General features: G+C 38.5%; 17 protein-coding genes and 2 pseudogenes. 18 read left to right on the top strand and 1 reads right to left on the bottom strand.

Annotated features, from left to right (window positions below; translation table 11 throughout):
• Window positions 1-135: 135 nt before the first annotated feature.
• Genes B0I26_RS11780 through B0I26_RS11770 form a run of 3 tightly spaced genes read left to right on the top strand, consistent with a single transcriptional unit; the run spans window position 136 to window position 2,822 of the window.
• Complete coding sequence (locus B0I26_RS11780) at window positions 136-939, top strand: SGNH/GDSL hydrolase family protein (protein ID WP_111645633.1); 804 nt, start codon at window positions 136-138, stop codon at window positions 937-939.
• The gene (locus tag B0I26_RS11775) at window positions 932-1,849 is read left to right on the top strand and encodes an ABC transporter ATP-binding protein (protein ID WP_111645632.1); all 918 of its coding nucleotides are present in this window, start codon (window positions 932-934) and stop codon (window positions 1,847-1,849) included. Before B0I26_RS11780 ends, B0I26_RS11775 begins: the two co-directional genes overlap by 8 nt.
• On the top strand, window positions 1,842-2,822 hold the full coding sequence (locus B0I26_RS11770) for an ABC transporter permease (RefSeq protein ID WP_111645631.1): 981 nt from the start codon (window positions 1,842-1,844) through the stop codon (window positions 2,820-2,822). The genes B0I26_RS11775 and B0I26_RS11770 overlap by 8 nt, the downstream gene beginning before the upstream one ends.
• Window positions 2,823-3,002: 180 nt before the next feature.
• On the opposite strand, the gene B0I26_RS19005 is transcribed toward B0I26_RS11770, so the two are convergent.
• Window positions 3,003-3,110 carry a PH domain-containing protein gene (locus B0I26_RS19005; protein WP_409991431.1) on the bottom strand — a complete coding sequence of 36 codons (108 nt, stop codon included), beginning with the start codon at window positions 3,108-3,110 and terminating at the stop codon, window positions 3,003-3,005.
• A 260-nt stretch (window positions 3,111-3,370) separates the two neighbouring features.
• On the opposite strand from B0I26_RS19005, the gene B0I26_RS11760 reads away from it, so the two are divergent.
• From B0I26_RS11760 to hemH, 15 genes and pseudogenes are all read left to right on the top strand, one after another.
• Window positions 3,371-4,324, top strand: a complete 954-nt coding sequence (locus B0I26_RS11760; protein ID WP_111645630.1) for an MBL fold metallo-hydrolase — start codon at window positions 3,371-3,373, stop codon at window positions 4,322-4,324.
• Window positions 4,325-4,473: 149 nt separating this feature from the next.
• Entirely contained in the window at window positions 4,474-6,204 is a 1,731-nt protein-coding gene (locus tag B0I26_RS11755; protein ID WP_111645629.1) for an ABC transporter ATP-binding protein, read from the top strand.
• On the top strand, window positions 6,198-7,994 hold the full coding sequence (locus B0I26_RS11750; protein ID WP_111645628.1) for an ABC transporter ATP-binding protein: 1,797 nt from the start codon (window positions 6,198-6,200) through the stop codon (window positions 7,992-7,994). The genes B0I26_RS11755 and B0I26_RS11750 overlap by 7 nt, the downstream gene beginning before the upstream one ends.
• Before the next feature lie 170 nt (window positions 7,995-8,164).
• Window positions 8,165-8,785 (top strand): NUDIX hydrolase, encoded by a 621-nt coding sequence (locus B0I26_RS11745; RefSeq protein WP_111645627.1) that lies wholly within the window; start codon window positions 8,165-8,167, stop codon window positions 8,783-8,785.
• A gap of 79 nt (window positions 8,786-8,864) precedes the next feature.
• A pseudogene (locus B0I26_RS11740) lies at window positions 8,865-9,065 on the top strand (pirin-like C-terminal cupin domain-containing protein); the annotation flags it as partial.
• A 156-nt stretch (window positions 9,066-9,221) separates the two neighbouring features.
• Window positions 9,222-9,506, top strand: coding sequence for an MBL fold metallo-hydrolase (locus B0I26_RS11735; protein WP_111645626.1), 285 nt, complete (start codon window positions 9,222-9,224; stop codon window positions 9,504-9,506).
• Between the two features lie 153 nt (window positions 9,507-9,659).
• On the top strand, window positions 9,660-9,989 hold the full coding sequence (locus B0I26_RS11730; RefSeq protein ID WP_111645625.1) for a hypothetical protein: 330 nt from the start codon (window positions 9,660-9,662) through the stop codon (window positions 9,987-9,989).
• A gap of 59 nt (window positions 9,990-10,048) precedes the next feature.
• Window positions 10,049-10,486, top strand: a complete 438-nt coding sequence (locus B0I26_RS11725) for a GNAT family N-acetyltransferase (protein ID WP_409991430.1) — start codon at window positions 10,049-10,051, stop codon at window positions 10,484-10,486.
• Window positions 10,487-10,973: 487 nt separating this feature from the next.
• Window positions 10,974-11,993, top strand: coding sequence for an alcohol dehydrogenase AdhP (adhP, locus tag B0I26_RS11720; RefSeq protein WP_111645623.1), 1,020 nt, complete (start codon window positions 10,974-10,976; stop codon window positions 11,991-11,993).
• Window positions 11,994-12,276: 283 nt separating this feature from the next.
• Window positions 12,277-13,011, top strand: a pseudogene (locus tag B0I26_RS11715) (ABC transporter permease).
• Window positions 13,012-13,223: 212 nt separating this feature from the next.
• The gene (locus B0I26_RS11710; protein WP_111645622.1) at window positions 13,224-13,424 is read left to right on the top strand and encodes a cold-shock protein; all 201 of its coding nucleotides are present in this window, start codon (window positions 13,224-13,226) and stop codon (window positions 13,422-13,424) included.
• 707 nt (window positions 13,425-14,131) lie between these two features.
• Complete coding sequence (locus B0I26_RS11705; RefSeq protein ID WP_111645621.1) at window positions 14,132-15,016, top strand: sulfite exporter TauE/SafE family protein; 885 nt, start codon at window positions 14,132-14,134, stop codon at window positions 15,014-15,016.
• Window positions 15,017-15,296: 280 nt separating this feature from the next.
• On the top strand, window positions 15,297-15,905 hold the full coding sequence (locus B0I26_RS11700; protein ID WP_111645620.1) for an NAD(P)H oxidoreductase: 609 nt from the start codon (window positions 15,297-15,299) through the stop codon (window positions 15,903-15,905).
• Between the two features lie 545 nt (window positions 15,906-16,450).
• On the top strand, window positions 16,451-16,798 hold the full coding sequence (locus B0I26_RS11695; protein WP_181502865.1) for a Fur family transcriptional regulator: 348 nt from the start codon (window positions 16,451-16,453) through the stop codon (window positions 16,796-16,798).
• The gene (hemH, locus tag B0I26_RS11690) at window positions 16,785-17,732 is read left to right on the top strand and encodes a ferrochelatase (protein WP_111645618.1); all 948 of its coding nucleotides are present in this window, start codon (window positions 16,785-16,787) and stop codon (window positions 17,730-17,732) included. Before B0I26_RS11695 ends, hemH begins: the two co-directional genes overlap by 14 nt.
• The last annotated feature ends 835 nt before the right edge of the window (window positions 17,733-18,567 follow it).

The following is an 18,567-nucleotide window of genomic DNA, read 5'->3' as shown; positions in this document are numbered from 1 at the left end:
TTGTAAGATGATGCACATCAATTTTATAATCAAGTTTATACTTGAGGTGAAGCACACTTAGTAAATGCTTTATCAGTGCCGATGATGTATGATGAAACTAAATGAGATAACGCTATAGCATGAAAGGATGGTTCTGTGAAAGTGAATGTGGTGAAAATAATCGCCGCTCTCGCAATTTTTTCAAGTGGATTATGGATGGCAGGGCTTGGACTTGCGATAAAAGATCAATTTTTTTATGAAGCATCATCACCAGTGAAAAAAATTTCGTTAGAAAACGTTGCTGAAGAAAAAGAGGATGGCTTCCATATCGTAGCCCTTGGAGATTCGTTAACCCGGGGAACGGGGGATGAAAGCGGAAAAGGGTATGTCGGTTATGTAGCAGATGAGCTGCAAACAAAGACAAAACAAACGATCCGCGTGAAAAACTTAGCCATTAAAGGACAACGTTCCGCTGGTTTAGTTTCTCAGCTTCAACAAATCGAAGTACAACGACAAATCAAGCAGGCCGATATTATTCTAATGACGATTGGTGGAAATGACTTGTTTCAAAGCGGAGAAGCACTAAGTAACTTTTCGCTTGAACGAATGAATCAAGCAAAAGCTGATTATTTGCGAAATCTCCATACCATTTTCAAAACGATTCGCCACTTAAATCCGGATGCGGTTGTGTTTTACATAAGCCTTTATAATCCGTTTAACGACCTTACGGATGCAAAAACAACCTCGGCTGTGGTGCGTGAATGGAATTTTCAGTCAGCAGAAGCTGCCGCAAACTATCCGAATATCATTGCGGTTCCAACCTTTGATTTGTTTGAACTGAATGTAAATGACTATTTGTATAGCGATAAATTCCACCCGAACAAAGAAGGATACAAGCTGATTGGTGAACGTGTGGCATCATTGATTACGTTCACGGAAGGGGATGAGAAAAATGACTAACGGAAATGCGACTCTTGTCGTGAAAGACTTAAGAAAAAAGATTGGAAAAAAAGAAATCATTAAAGGCCTTTCGTTTGAGTTGAAAAAAGGTGAAGTATTCGGCTTTTTAGGCCCAAACGGAGCAGGAAAAACGACAACCATCCGCATGCTTGTCGGACTTGTCAAGCCGACTTCGGGACAAATCCTGCTATGCGGTTATGATTTGCACCGGGAATTTTCCAAAGCGGTTCGGCAAATTGGCTGTATCGTAGAAAATCCTGAATTATACCCGTATTTGACCGGATGGGAAAATCTCGAACATTTTGTGCGGATGGTCCCCGATATTCCTAAAAATCGTATCAAAGAGGTCGTAGAATTAGTCGGACTGCAAAACCGTATTCATGATCGCGTCAGCACTTATTCATTAGGAATGCGTCAGCGTCTTGGGATCGCGCAGGCGCTGTTAGGTAAGCCGAAAATCCTGATTTTAGATGAGCCAACCAACGGATTAGACCCTGTCGGTATTCGCGAGATGCGGGAATTCATACGCTTTTTAGCAGAAAAAGAAGGCCTCACTGTACTTGTTTCCTCTCATTTGTTAAGTGAAATTCAGCTTATGTGTGACCGTGTAGCGATTATGGCAAAAGGGGAAATTATCCGAATTGATACAGTGGAATATCTCCTTGCAGAACAGGAACGCGTTATTTGGAAAGTGGAGCCGCTCGAAAAAGCAAAAGCTCTTTTAGAGGAAGAAACGGTGATCATAGGGGAAGAAGACGGTACGTTGATCACGCACTACGATGCGGAAAAAGTTTCATTATGGAACGAAAAGTTAGTGAAAGCAGGAATCAAAGTGAGTGAAATCCATACAAAACTTCCAACGCTTGAAGATTTATTTATCGAGCTGACGGAGGGCGAGACGATTGATTAATTTAGTTTATAACGAAATGATAAAAATTGTTCGCAAAAAACGTTTGTTGATTATTGCAGCGATTATTGCCGTTCTCGTTGCTCTTTTTACATACGCTCAATTGAAACGTGTTCAATCCATACAAGAGCAATTAGGAACAACCGATTGGCGTGCGCAGCTCCAGCAGCAAATCATTGATACGCAAAACCGGCTAAATTCGAGCGGTTTATCGGAAGAATGGCGAAAGTTTTTACAAATCCGCCTGCAGCAGCAACAATATTATCTCGATCATGATATTAATCCATCTGCCCCGGGAGCACCGACGTTTATGCGAATGTTTGCCGAAAATTCGATTGACCTTTTCATCCCGCTCATGGTGATGGTCATTGCCGCAGATTTAGTTTCCTCGGAGGCAAGTGGCGGGACGATTAAATTATTATTAACTAGACCTGTAAAAAGATGGAAAATATTATTGAGTAAATATATCGCTATGATTTTATCGGTTTCATTTATTTTATTGTCTTTAGGAGCGCTCTCTTATCTTATTTCTGGAGTTGTATTTGGATTCAGCGGGTGGACATTGCCGCTATTGACCGGCTTCTCTGTACATGGAGAAGAATTAGATACAGCAAACGTCCACTTAATTTCGCAATGGAAATATTTATTAATGGAATTCGGACTTGTTTGGTTCGTATCGCTCGTTGTCGGAACATTGACGTTTATGCTTTCCGTTCTGATGAGAAGCACAGCTGCTGTTATGGGGATTATGTTAGCGGCACTCATTTCCGGAGCGATTTTGTCCACTATGGTATCATCTTGGGAATCAGCAAAATACCTGTTTATGGTGAACTTACGGCTAACCGATTATGTGAGTGGCATGGCGCCGCCAATCAATGGCATGACACTTGGATTTTCCATGACCGTTCTTGCCGTTTGGGGACTGGCTGCTCTTATCATCTCATTTATCGTCTTTACGAAACGCGATGTGTATTAATGAGGGGAAGAAACGAATTCTTCCTCTATTTTTTTAAGTGTATGTTAATGAATATTGTTCATTTTCATCTATCAAAAAAAGAGAGTTGCGTTTTACGTCCACTCTCTTCCATTCATTGTAAGATGATGATCTGTTTGAATTTCAGGATTTTGGTTTAATAGTTGACGAATAAACTCATCTTTATTCCTCGGAGAGATAGTAATTCATTTCAATTTTATCCATAGATAAAGCAGGTGCTGTAAATGGATTTTTCGTTGTCCTTACACTGTTTATTTCTTTGATATTTATTGTCTTCTGAAAAGGTCCATATTTAACTTTAATAATGGAATCTTCTATTTTGTATCCCGTTCCAAACCAAATCCATCATACAGAAAAGCTTAGTTAAACAAGGAATTTTGATGGATTTGTAGAATATTTTATACAGTAAACAAATCGTAAAGGTACTGAATTTGAAAAGGATTCAAGTATTTATTATATTCTGCAACATTTTTCATAAAACCTTCATTTGCTAGAATTGGTATCCAAAATAATTTATAGGAGGAAAAAATATGAAAAAACCGATTGATTTAGGGAATGGGGTTTCATTAATTGATGTTTATGATTTAGGAGTCGCCCAACGAACAGGTACATACGTATTTCATGAAGAAGAATTAACGATTATCGAAACGAGTGCAAGTCCGTCGATTCCGTATTTACTAAAAGGATTAGAAGCATTAGGGCTTGAGGCAAAAAACATCAAAAACATTATTGTCACCCATATTCATCTTGACCATGCGGGCGGGGTCGGTCTTTTACTTGAGCAATGTCCGAATGCCAACGTCTTCGTCCATCCAAAAGGGAAACGGCATTTAGCCGATCCGTCAAGGCTAATTCAAGGTGCGAAAGCTGTTTACCGTGAGAAATTTGATGAATTGTTCAATCCGATCTTGCCTGTTCCAGAAGAACGTTTATTTGCCATGGAAGATGGCGATACATTACAGATTGGCGAAAACCGCACGTTGACATTCCTTCATACACCGGGGCATGCCAACCACCATTTTTCCATTTATGATTCCCGTAGTAACGGCGTTTTCACCGGCGATACCGTTGGGGTATTTTACCCGCAATTGCTTGAGTATGGACTAGAATTTTATTTACCTTCGACCTCACCGAATCAATTTAATCCGGAAGCGATGTTCCATTCTGCTGCACGTCTCGAGAACTTAAATATTGACCGCGTTTACTTTGGACATTTCGGTATGTCGGAAAATCCGCATGCTGTCTTTGAACAGCTGAAACAGTGGCTGCCGAAGTTTGTCGAAGTGGGAGAAAGAATGGTGAATGAACAGCCAAACTCCTCTTTTGAAGAAAAGACAAATGCGGTCTTTAACGGGCTTTTTGCCATGGTTTGCGCCTTTTTGGACGAACAGCGTATACCGCGCGAAGCAGACGTTTATGAAATTATCCGCTTAGATTTAAACGTTTGTGCGATGGGAATTGTCGATTATTTACAAAAAAGATAGCATCACGAACAAGCCGTACAGGAGCGGGGATGTCTGTTTTCAAACGATTTCCCGCTTCTTGATTTTTCGAATCAAAAGCAAAAATCTGTAAAAAACAATCATAAACAGTTAAAATAAAATGAACAGTAACTTTTGTTTGGGGGTTTTACATGTTTGGGGTGCTATCGTATTTAAAACCATATACGAAATGGATGATATTGGCATGGGGGCTTATGCTCATTGAGTTAGCCGTTGAGCTATGGCATCCGTTGCTGATGGCAAAAATCATTGACGACGGAATACTGCAGCACGATTTTTCTGTCGTGTGGAAGTGGGGTGCCGTCATGATGGGCACGTCCCTTATTGCTTTTATGGCTGGAATTGCCAATTCTTTTGCAGCTGCCCACGTTGGTCAAAATTACGGATTTGCGTTGAGAAACCGTTTATTCGAAAAAGTTCAGTCGTTTTCGTTTGCCAATTTCAATCAATTCCCGACTTCTTCTTTAATTACACGGATGACAAACGATGTCACGCAAATCCAAAACACCGTATTTATGAGTTTGCGTATTATGCTGCGGGCGCCGCTGTTAGTGTTGTTCGGTACGGTGATGGCGCTCTATGTTCATTTCAAGCTCGCGCTTATTTTCGTTTTCACGGTTCCGATTTTATTATTGTTTCTTATATGGATGATGAATAAAGGGATGGCATTATTTAAAATGGTGCAGCAAAAACTCGATGAAGTCAATGAAGTCATGCGGGAAAATTTAGCGGGAATGAAACTCATTAAAGCATTGATGAGAGGGGAACATGAACAGCGGCGCTTTATAAAAGCGAATGAAGATTTGATGAACCGCACCGTTCAATCATTGCAAGTCATGGAACTCTCAATGCCTGTGCTGTTATTCGTTATGAACGCTGGGATTATCGTCATTCTTTCGTTTGGGAATATGAGCATCCAAATCGGCAGCGCAAAAGCGGGAGAGGTGGTAGCAATTGTCAACTATGCTACACGCATTACCTCGGCTTTATCGATTTTTACGTTGATTCTCATCGTTTTTTCACGGGCGAAAGCATCGGCACAGCGTATTTCAGAAGTTCTGGCAGTAAACAGCGATCTGTCGGATCGTGAAGAAATCAATCATAAAACAACAGTCAAAGAAGGTAAAGTCGTATTTGAAAATGTTTACTTCCAATATCCAAATACTCATGCACCTGTTTTAAAAAATATTTCGTTTATTGCCCATCCGGGGGAAACAATTGCCATTTTAGGAGCGACCGGATCGGGAAAATCTTCTTTATTGCAACTAATTCCGCGGTTGTATGATGTGAATAAAGGCCGGGTTTTGCTTGACGGCATTGATGTTCGCGACATGAATCAAGAAATGCTGCGGAAAGAAATCGGCTTTGTTCCGCAAGAAGTTTTATTGTTTTCCGGAACGGTAAAAGAAAATATTGCTTTTGGAAAAGAAGACGCTTCGATGGAAGAAATAATGGAAGCAGCAAAACATGCGCAAATTCATGAAACGATTATGAAACTGCCAAACGGATATGATACGATCGTTGGCCAAAAAGGGGTCAACCTCTCCGGCGGGCAAAAACAGCGGCTTTCCATCGCAAGAGCGCTTATACGAAAGCCAAAAATTTTACTGCTGGATGACAGTACAAGTGCACTCGATTTAAAAACAGAAGCGGAGTTATTCAAAGCTTTGAAATCATATACATGTACAACGTTCATTGTCACCCAAAAGGTAAGCACGGCAATGAAGGCGGATACGATTTTACTTCTCGATGACGGGGGTTTATTAGCAAAAGGGAATCATGAGTGTTTATGGAAAAGCTGTGCTCTTTATCAAAAAATTGTGCAATCACAGCTTGGCAGTGAGGAGATATACATATGTTGAAGCCGCAGCATCATTGGAAAAAAACAGCGGAACAAAAAACAAACAATTGGTTTCGAACATTAAAGAGAGTAGCAACGCTCCTTTCAAAGCAGAAAGGAATGTTAGTACTTGTTTTTCTTATGGTTATTTTCAGCTCTTTTTTAAGTCTGTTTGGCCCGTATTTCATCGGGAAAATCATTGATGAACATATTGTCACAAAAAAGCAAGACGGGCTCATTCAGTCGTTAATCATACTGGGTGGAGTGTATCTTTTTCTTTCTCTGTCTCTTTTTCTGCAAAACTATTGGATGATTGCAATTGCCCAAAAGACGGTTTATTCGTTGCGAAAACAGCTTTTTGAGAAGCTTCATAAACTCCCAATCCGCTTTTTCGAAAAGCGGCAGCATGGAGAGCTCATGAGCCGAATTACAAACGATATCGAAAATGTGAGCCAAACATTAAATAGTTCGATGATTCAATTGTTCTCAAGCACTCTTACGCTTGTTGGCGCGGTTTTTGTCATGGTTTCGCTTAGTCCGCTGCTGACGGTTTTGACGTTAACGATCGTTCCAATGATGTACTTCGGCATGAAGTGGATTACAAACCGTACGCGGATGTTATTTAAAGAACAGCAGCGCAATTTAGGAGAGCTCAACGGTTTTATTGAAGAATCCATTTCTGGTCAAAAAATCATCAAAATGTTTTCGCAAGAAAGAAAGATCATTTCTGAATTTCAACGAAAAAATGAAAAACTGAAACAATCCGGTTTTTGGGCGCAGACGTATTCCGGTTTTATTCCAAAGCTGATGAACGTATTAAATAACATTAGCTTTGCCATCATTGCCGGGATAGGAGGAGTGTTCGCGTTAAAAGGTCTCATTTCGATTGGGGTCATCGTTATTTTTGCGGAATATTCACGGCAGTTTACTCGGCCTCTTAACGACCTTGCCAACCAATTTAATATGCTGCTGTCGGCGATGGCCGGGGCGGAACGAGTTTTTGAAATCATCGATATGGAAGAGGAAGAAGACGAAAAAGAGGCCGTTCATTTACCAAACGTAAAAGGAGAAGTGGAGTTTCATCACGTCTCGTTTTCATATGAAAAAAGTCGGGAGACGATTCAAGATATTCATTTTCGCGTTTCTCCTGGTGAAACGGTGGCATTAGTCGGTCCGACAGGGGCAGGGAAAACAACGATTATAAATCTTCTTTCCCGCTTTTATGACCCGGATAGCGGACAGGTGTTCATTGACGGCTACGATATCAAACATATTAAAAGAGCAAGTCTTAGACAGCATATGGCGTTCGTTTTACAAGATACGTTTCTTTTTCAAGGAACAATTCGGGAAAATATTCGTTACGGCAGGCTTGATGCCAGTGACAAAGAAGTGGAAGAAGCAGCCAAACTAGCAAATGCCCATTCGTTTATTATGAAGCTTCCAAACGGCTACGATACCGTTTTAAACGAAGAAGGAAGCGGCATCAGCCAAGGACAAAAACAGCTTTTGGCGATTGCAAGAGCGATTTTAGCCAACCCGTCTATCTTAATTTTAGACGAAGCAACAAGCAGCATTGATACGATAACAGAGCTGAAAATACAAGAAGCGCTGCACCGGCTCATGCAAGGGAGAACAAGCTTTGTTATCGCCCATCGTTTAAATACGATTCGAAATGCTGATCAAATCCTTGTGCTTCATGAGGGGCGCATTGTTGAAAAAGGCACCCATCATTCCCTATTAAAAGCAAAAGGTTTTTATTATGAATTGTATCATGCCGGTACGGATCCATATAACATTTCGGTAGGAAGATAAATCGTTTTCTGTAAACAGCGAATAGGGAATCCGCTGTTGCCATTCGTTTTCAAACGTGATGAAAAGCATTTGCATGTGACGATGCTTTATTCGGCAATGAAGGAGCCTATATTCTTGATTACGATACATATATTAAGTATGAAGGTGAAGTAGGAAATGAGGGGAAAACGATGAAATATAAAACAATTATTGACAAATTAAGCAATCGAACACCGACTTTGTTAGGACATGATCAGTTCAGTAAATGCTCAGTACTTTTACCGTTAATCGAAAAAGACGATGAGCTTCACGTCTTGTTTGAAGTCAGAGCGTTTCATTTAAACAGGCAGCCTGGAGAAATTTGCTTTCCCGGTGGAAAAATGGATCCAAATGACAAAAACGCCCAAGAAGCAGCCATTCGGGAGACAGTCGAAGAATTAGGGATCGAAAAAACGAACATCACTGACGTTTTTCCGTTAGACTACATCGTGTCTCCTTTTGACACGATCATTTATCCGTTTGTTGCGACGATTCGTCATCCTCACAAAATGAAACCAAATAAAGAGGAGGTCGCTGAAATATTTACTGTTCCGCTGTCTTTCTTTCAACAAACGGAGCCGGAAGTTTATTACGTCCACTTTAAAGCAGAACCTGAACCAAATTTTCCATTTGATAAGATTCCGAACGGAGAAAATTATCATTGGCGCCCCCGGAAAATGGATGAGCACTTTTATTATTATAAAAATAAAGTTATTTGGGGATTAACGGCAAGGATTATTTACCATTTTATTGAATTGATTCAGAAAGATTGAAAGAGTTAATCGAAACATATTGAATTCAAATCTAAACAACATCAACTGAAAACAGGAGGAGAGGCCTTTATGAAAAAACAAAGTGTTATTTTTAAGTTCAGCGGACGGAGCTTCCGAGAGTGAAATTAAAATTACTGCCAAAGAAAAACTCCGCGTTCTTCTGTATGCAGGCGAGCCAATAAATGAACCTGTTGTCGCATACGGACCGTTTGTCATGAATACAAAAGAGGAGATTCGAAAGGCCATTATTGATTATCAAACAGGGAAGTTCGATGAATGACTATTAAAAGATGGTGATCATGTTTGGATAAACGATACAGAAATATGGCCATTCCGTCTGGCAGAAGATTATGTTTATGCATTTTTATTAAAAACAAACGATAAAAAAGTCTTAATCGCTCTTGATGAACTGAATAACTGGAAACCTGCTCAACAATTGCAAAGTGTTGATCTTGCCATTTTGCCTATCGGGATTTTTGAATATCATCCATTTACAGGGGAAAGATTAATCACTTCAGAGCATCCTGTATTAAAAGAAGAAGCCACTTTTGTTGAAACATTAGAAATTATTAAAGCACTTAATCCTAAGAAAACGATATTAATACACATTGAGGAAATGAATGGGCTAAGTTTTGATGAGCTGAAAGAGATGGAAAAACAGTTAAACGAAGAAGGTCTAAATATTGAGATGGCATATGATACGCTTGTTGTGGATGTATAATGTTACAAAGTGTTAATATATGTAAGTATTAGACGTTTAAAAAGACTGCAGCCGCTCGAAGCAGCAAGCAGTTTTATTAACAAATTTGTTCGGATTTCAGTCCGAATGTTCACGGGCAGCGGAAACTATTGTGATTAGATTAGAGGTGTGGGAATGTATTTGGAAGCCGAAGTATACGGAATGCTCAATTGGGGATTTGCGATCGTAATGACGATTGAACTCGTTGTTCTAATCGTCCTTTGGTTTCATTATAAATTCAACAGAAGAGCTTTCAGCTGGTTCATCGGACACATGGTTTTCTTTGCTTTTGCAGGGTACAAGCTTTTAGAAGCCATAAATACCTTTGAACATCAACATCCGATGGGATCGGAAAACGCATCATTGAGTATGGGAATTTCCGGAATTTTATGGGCCATTAGTGTAGCCTGCTTATTGATTGGCCTTGCCCGACTTCTTTCCCATCAAGCTGCAAACAGACAGTAGGGAGAGTATTTAGGCGATGAAATGAGAAATGTAATTAACTAATAATAGGAGAGATGAGTATGACAGCCGCTTTCATTAAAGAACTGCAGACGGATCAAGAAATTTTACAGGCATTTCCCGTGATGAGGCATTTAAGAACACATCTTGAGGAACATTCATATCTTGCATTAGTTCATGAGGCCCGGGAAAAAGAGGGATATCGATTATTCGCCTTTTATGATCATAACAAAATCGTTGCCGTTGTCGGTTTTATGCCGATGATCACTTTGTACAACGGGCGGTTTATTTGGGTTTGCGACTTAGTGACAGAACCAAGCGAACGTTCAAAAGGATACGGTGAAAAACTCTTATCATACGTACATCAGTGGTCTAAAGAAAATGGTTATAAGATCGTTTCATTATCATCCGGATTACAGCGTGTTGACGCGCATCGTTTTTACGAAGAAAAAATGCATTACGATAAAGTGAGCTATGTATTTCTTAAACGACTGTCATAAAAGCGGGGATACTTTTGCTCTGCAAAATATCGCACATCTTAACATTTCCGTTGATGGTAGTTCATTTTATGATTCTTTATTTTTGGATATTTGACTGGAAGAAGTTGGTTGAAGAATTGGGTTTGCCATCCTTGGTTTAGCTCCGATGGTTTTAGGCGTTTTCTTTTATTTATTATATCCGGATAAATAAAAAGCTGAATCTAAAATCATTTTTTATTTATTAGAAAAATATTGTTTAACTCTGCTTTCATAACTGTTATATTGAGTTTACTTGTCATAGCTGTTGAAGCAATTACCAATTCAATACCATAAAAATAGCGAAAACGGGGCTTTTGTTGTCAAGAATTATTGTAAATGTTAACATTTTAGACAAATCTTCTCGACAACTTTTTGAATTTGTTCTACTGCGGCTTTATATAACAAAATAGAATAGCATATAATATTTTACGAAAGGATTCCTTTTTTAAGTACATGGGAGGGAACAGATATGAAAGCTGCAGTAGTTGAGCAATTTAAGGATCCATTAAAAATAAAAGAAGTGGAGAAGCCAACCATCTCATATGGCGAAGTATTAGTCCGCATTAAAGCATGCGGTGTTTGCCATACTGACTTGCATGCCGCGCACGGCGATTGGCCGGTCAAACCAAAACTTCCTTTAATCCCTGGACATGAAGGGGTTGGAATTGTTGAAGAAGTAGGTCCGGGTGTAACCCATTTAAAAGTGGGCGATCGAGTTGGTATTCCTTGGCTGTATTCTGCCTGCGGCCATTGTGAATATTGTTTAAGCGGACAAGAGACATTATGTGAACAGCAGCAAAATGCAGGTTACTCAGTCGATGGGGGATATGCAGAATACTGCAGAGCTGCTGCGGACTATGTTGTTAAAATTCCTGATAACTTATCGTTTGAAGAAGCGGCGCCTATTTTCTGCGCCGGAGTTACAACATATAAAGCTTTAAAAGTAACAGGGGCAAAACCAGGAGAATGGGTAGCGATTTATGGTATCGGCGGCCTTGGACACGTTGCCGTGCAATATGCGAAAGCGATGGGGCTTAATGTCGTTGCGGTTGATTTAGGTGACGAGAAGCTTGAACTTGCAAAAGAGCTTGGTGCCGACCTTGTTGTGAACCCTATGAAAGAAGATGCAGCACAATTTATGAAAGATAAAGTTGGCGGGGTACACGCAGCGGTTGTAACAGCTGTATCGAAACCAGCTTTTCAATCTGCATACAAATCGATTCGCCGAGGCGGAGCGTGCGTTCTTGTCGGCTTGCCGCCGGAAGAAATGCCGATTCCGATTTTTGATACCGTATTAAACGGAATTAAAATTATCGGTTCCATTGTCGGTACACGAAAAGATTTACAAGAAGCGCTTCAATTCGCAGCAGAAGGTAAAGTAAAAACGATTATTGAAGTGCAGCCTCTTGAAAAAATTAATGAAGTATTTGACAGAATGTTAAAAGGTCAAATCAACGGCCGTGTCGTTTTAACATTAGAAGATAAATAAAAGATTGAATACCATTTTTCCGCATCAACAGTGAATAGCGATGTTATGAGACTGTCTCGTATGAGATAGTCTCTTTTTATTTGTGTTCCTATATACAAGGGCAATGGAACAGAACTTTCATCGTTTTTCACAATCAGATGATACAAAGAAATGTAGGATTTGCTAAAGAAATATAGAAAAAGTTAATTTATTAGACGTTCATTTTCATTAAAACATAAGCGATGTATAGTCATGTTTCTTGTCAATGTTGTATTTTTTCCTTAAAAAGTTCTGAAAAGGAAGGGTGTTTCATTTGCAGGAAATTCATAATACTGCACTATTGGCGATATTGTTGTTCATTTTTGTGCCGATTTTCGTTTCGTATAAACAAACATTAAAATTAGAAAAAGACATCCTTTGGTCGTCATTAAGAGGGTTTGTCCAGTTATTATTGTTAGGTTATTTTATTTCCTATATTTTTTCTTTTGAGCGATAGTACGTTATTTTAGGTTATGTGTTGATCATGGTAGTCGCTGCTTCTATGAGCGTCTCTAAAAGAGGAATCGAGTTCAAACGGACATTTTGGTTCGTGTTTTTAGGGATAACGGTATCTGTAAGCTCATCCATATGTTTGTGGCTTATATTTCATGTTATCCCGTTTCAAGCGCAATATATTATACCGGTTGCGGGGATGTTTTCCGGAACGGCAATGGTCGCTTCTGGAGTGGTATTAGAGTCGATGAAAAAACAAGAAGGCAAGGATGAAAAAGAAATAAAAAGAAATGCGATCAAAATCGCGATGATCCCAACTATTGATACATTAAAAACAATGGGACTTGTACAAATTCCTGGCACGATGACGGGAATGATATTAGCTGGTGCAGAACCTATAGCGGCTGTTAAATATCAAATATTTATTGTTTTTACACTCCTTGTCGTTGCGTCAATCTCATCGATGATTGTTTGTATATTGAATTATCGAGCCTTTTATAAAGCAAATTTTATCGAGCAAACTTATCAAAACAAGCTATCAATTTAATCACAATTATTCTTGACTTTTCATTTTTTATTGGTTATGATAATATAAATACCATTTAGTTCGTTATATCATGGATCCGCTATAAGTCGTACCTCATTTGAAGTGTAGGCGATCTTATAAGGCCTGCAGTTCATGAGTGTGCGGCTTTTTAATTTTGAATAATGAAGTAATGGAACAATGGTAAATATTTTTCATTTTTAGGAGGAACTTACATGAATACTGGTAAAGTAAAATGGTTTAATTCAGAAAAAGGATTTGGATTTATTGAAGTGGATGGAGGCAATGATGTATTTGTTCATTTTTCGGCAATACAAGGCGAAGGATTTAAAACGTTAGAAGAGGGACAAACAGTGACTTTAGATATTGTCGAAGGCAGCCGCGGTCCTCAAGCAATCAACGTACGAAAAAGCTAAAACAGAGTAATTGCTGAACACAAAAGGTGATGCTGCTTTGGTGGCATCACCTTTTCTGTTGAACAGGAAGTATTGAAAAGCTGAAATCACACTGGCGCGGTCTCGGAACTGCAAGGATGGAAGAGAGGAAGGGCTTTCATTGTTTTAAGTTTTTCAATACTTTTTTCAAACTCCGCAAGTCCTCATCAATGAACCTCTCTCCCCCTACACTTTGCTTAGAGGTGGGAAACTTCTCGGTGAACATGTTAAAGAAATGGGATTTAGTTTGCAAGAAATCAAAAGCATTCTCGCTCACCCTAACTTTGATCAAAATGAAGCGATGCACATTTACTGTGATCGTCATGAGAATGAATAATGGTCGTAAAAATCGATAGCAAAAGCAAACTACTCATAGAAGGCTGTTTTTTATTTTTAAAACCTACTTGACAAATAGGATTAGTTAATATTAATGTAGAAGTTGATAAAATTATTCAAAAAATTCGAATATCCAGATGCTGATCAGACAAACTGAAGGCACTGAGTCGTTACATGCTAACGAATCAGTGCTTTTTTTAATGAAAGGAGGAAACATGAATTATATCGCTTTTGAGAAGCGTGGGCTTTAGATGACACATCTCAAAATACTTTGTACGTTTAGATGTTATTTATGAATTCCTTCTAGTTCATTCATTACAAAAAAATAAAATGACATTGGAGGTGTTGAAAACATGAAAAAGTTGATTGTTTTTGTAATCATTGGATTTGTTGCTCAACTGATTGATGGATCGCTTGGGATGGCTTATGGGGTGACTTCGACGACATTGTTACTTACCTTTGGCATTGCACCAGCAGTAGCTTCGGCCTCTGTTCATTTAGCAGAAGTCGTGACAACAGCAGCTTCCGGTGTATCTCATTTGAAGTTTGGAAATGTTGACCGTCAGATGATGTTAAGACTCATTCTTCCCGGTTCCATCGGGGCGTTTTTTGGAGCATGTTTTTTAAGCAATCTTCCTGGCGACCTTATTAAGCCATATGTTTCACTTTTTCTTTTAGTGCTTGGTTTTTATATCATGTATCGCTTTCTCTTCCTTCGTTCACCACAAGAACAGACAAACCATAAAAAGCTGCCAAACAAACAGCTCATTCCATTAGGTTTACTAGCAGGCTTTCTTGATTCGACCGGCGGAGGAGGATGGGGACCTATTACGACCCCGATTCTTCTTGCAAAAAGAGGAATTGAAACACGTAAAGTGATTGGTACAGTAGATACTGCCGAGTTCGCTGTTGCTGTTTCTGCTACGCTTGGATTCTTTATTTCATTAGGCTGGGAAGAAGTCAACTGGTTTTGGGTCGGAACGCTGATGCTGGGAGGATTAGTGGCCGCACCGATTGCCGCATGGATCGTTAAAATTATGCCATCCCATTTACTTGGTGTTCTCGTTGGGGGACTCATTATTTTAACTAATGTGCGTACATTGTTACATTCTTGGGGGATTTCTGAAGATTTGCATACATCCGTATATGTAGCAATCTTATTCGGATGGAGTGTCTCTTTATGGTGGGCGATTCGAAATCACCGAAAAACACAATTATCTAATGAGATATCCTCGTAATAGACTCATTCTGAATTCTACACTAGAAAAGAAAATGATTAATGCTACAAAGGGCAATGCACTCTTCATGTTAGAGGCTTGCCCTTTTTTAACGTGATTTCGAAAGAAGTATCCCGCTTCAAATTTACGTTAGCTAATTAAATAGTAAGTTAAATTAAAAATCGAATATTTAAACCCTTTGATACGCAATATAAGCAAGAATCTTATCGTTTGCTTACGAAGGGAGATAATGGTACATTTCAAGATAGTTAACCGAAAAATTTGTTTAGGAGTTGATTATATGAAAGTGCTAACGATTGTCTCACATCCTAGAAGAAAGTCTCTTACTTTTGCAATTGCCGAACGTTTTGTCCAAGGACTAAAAGATGCTGGCCATGAAGTTGAAGTTTTGGATTTGTATGGTGAGGAATTTAATCCGCTTGTTTACGAACAAGATGAACCTGATTGGGATAACCCTAATAAAACGTATTCTCCGCGTGTTCATGCAGAAATGGAAAGATTGAGAAGAAACGATGGATTAGCCTTCATCTTCCCGCTATGGTGGTATTCATTACCGGCGATGGTAAAAGGATATATAGACCGGACATGGAACTATGGTTTTGCTTATGGAGAAGCACGTCTTCCGCACAAAAAGGTATTGTGGATTCCTCTTGTTGGAGAGACAGAAGAAAGCCTTAAAAAAAGAAATTTCGATACGATGATTTCTCATTATTTGAATGTTGGTTTAGCTGGCTATACAGGCATTTCTCAGTCTGAAGTGGCCTTTCTGTATAATACATTAGCAGAAGATATCGAAAATGAAGATGAAGTCAAAAAGCATTACGCAAGTCTCTTTAATCGAGCGTATGAGCTGGGGAATACATATAGTCATTCATTAACGGAAAAATAGTGTGTCAACCAGATAAGAGTTTTCCGGCTTATTACATTGAACTCATAGTCCAATACAGTCCAATTGTATAGGGCCTTTCAGTAAAGTGAGCATCCCCGCAAAAAGCTCGTTTCTTGACGCGGCTGTGGAACTGTCGGTAACAAAATAACAGATGAGGATATAGCACCATTTGTTAGATTTAGAAAGGTGTCTCCCATTGGTAGAGGCATTGCGATTTTCGTAATGTCTCTTTTTTTATTTTTCGAGCAGATGGCAGCAAGATGACTGCCAATCTAAAAACCATGTTAAATTTGATTATCGGTATTTTCGTTTTCTGAAAAAAGCGGGACTTTCCCATCATTCATGTTTTTTGGAACAATCTTCAGGATAAAATAATAAGTCGAATTATGAGTAAATTTGTGAAACATGTTTTATCTGATTTTTATAAATTAAAATAATTATAATTTAATATTGACTTTAATAATAAAATATTTATAATTAATTATAAAAAAGGAGCTAGTCTTAGAGAATGGTGGATTTCCTTTTTTACACATTGAGTGATGGGAATGAAAACAGCTGAAGAGCTGTATAAATTAATAGAGGTAAAATTACCTACAGTTAGTCTCGCCACGATTTATAATAATTTAAAACTTTTTCTAAAACATGGAATAGTTAAAGATCTTCCTTACGAGAATGGATTAACAAAATATGAGTGGAATTCAGAAAAAGAACATTACCATGTTACATGTACAATTTGTGGTAAAATGAAGGACTTTTATTATCCTGTTATAAAAGAGGTTGAATTTTTGGCTGAATCCATATCTAAATATAAAGTTCACAAACATCATTTGCAATTTTTTGGTATATGTAATGACTGTGCTGAACAAGAGGTGAAACGTTATGAAAAAACATAAAATGGGCTTATTAGTAATGGCTTACGGAACCCCTTACAAAGATGAGGACTTAATTCCTTACTATACTCATATTAGGAACGGCAAAGCACCATCAGAAGAAATGGTAGCGGAGCTAAAAGAAAAGTATGACTATATTGGCGGTGTTTCTCCTTTAGCGGAAATAACATTAAAGCAGGCGAATCTTCTGGAAAAGCATCTAAATGAGATTCAAGATATTTTTGAATTTGAAGTTTATTTAGGATTAAAACATATTCATCCATTTATCGAAGACGCGGTAGAAAAAATGAAGGAAAACGGAATAAACGAAGCGGTAAGTATTGTTTTAGCGCCTCATTATTCTACTTATAGTATAGAAATTTATAATAAGAGAGCAATGGGGCATTCGCAAAAAATAAACGGTCCTATGATTTACCCAATAAACAGCTGGTACGATGAGCCGAGTTTTATTGAATACTGGACGATGAAAATAAACGACATTCTTAGCCAAATGACAGTAAGTGAAAAAGAAAAGACAATGATTATTTTTTCTGCCCACAGCCTTCCGGAAAAAATACTTCAGTATCATGATCCATATCCATCGCAGCTGCAGCATTCTGCTGATTTAATTGCTGGAGAATTGGGGTTTGCTCAATATACGATAGCTTGGCAGAGCAAGGGAAATACACCTGAATCATGGTTAGAGCCGGATGTATTAGATTTGACAGCAGAATTGCATAAAAGTGGATTTACATCTTTTATATATGCGCCAATTGGTTTTGTATCTGACCATTTAGAGGTGCTTTATGATAATGATTATGAATGTTTCGCCTTAACTAAGCAATTAAATGCAAAATATTATAGACCTCCTATGCCAAATACACATCCTTTGTTTATTAGCTCTCTTGCAAACAGTGTTCTCAATGAAATATGTAAACAGAAAAAGGTGGCAATATAAATGAAACAAACAGTATGCTTTAGATGTCACAAACCGGTTCGTCGTCTGAAACATTCTATAATATGTAATTGTGGAACGAAAATACTGCTTTCTGATTAGTAAGAGAATTTAGTGCCTGTGCACAGCCTGAAATTTGTCGGAACTGAAAATTCGACATTTTCAAGAATAGGGGAATGACCTATGACCTTGAAAGGAGACAGTTATTTTGATAACATCAGCCGCACCAGTTTATAGTCACAACTGGTTGCTGCCAATACTAAAGTTTAGTTTTAACCATCCAATACAAGCTTTTTAAGTAGTAACTTTAAATACGGAAAATGATCGGCGCGGAACAATTGGGAGGTTATAACAATTGAATCTAGAACTTTGAAACCGGTTTTCCTTATACCTGCTACGCAATTCATGAACCTCTCCCACCTACACGTTGTTTAGAGGTGGGAGATGAATCGGTGAACATGTTAAATAAACCTTTGTTCAGTGAAATAAATTCCTTGATTTTGCTTTTTAGAGAGGAATAGGGGAAAGGAAGAAATGAGGAATAGCAAGGCTTCAAGTACAGGATTGTTTTTAGGTATAAAAACGAAAACTCCTTATAATTAGGGAGGTTCTGACCAAATCCCTAATTATAAGGAAACCTTAATGTTGGACAAGTCTATCAGATTATGCGACGCTACTGTTTAACAATATATCTTTTTGTAACTCCCTCTAAAACTTTTTGCCATTTTTTGAAGTATGTTCGCTGATGTATCTAAATGTCGGGCTGTATTTACTTGTTCCTCAACAGCCGCACTTAACTCTTGGGTGCCAGCGGAAATTTGTTGGGCAGAACTTGCGA

The sequence above is a fragment of the Paranoxybacillus vitaminiphilus genome, assembly GCF_003259935.1.
Classification (GTDB): domain Bacteria; phylum Bacillota; class Bacilli; order Bacillales; family Anoxybacillaceae; genus Paranoxybacillus; species Paranoxybacillus vitaminiphilus.
The sequence above is the reverse complement of the archived record's forward strand: the minus strand, read 5'-3'. Positions and strand labels throughout refer to the sequence as shown.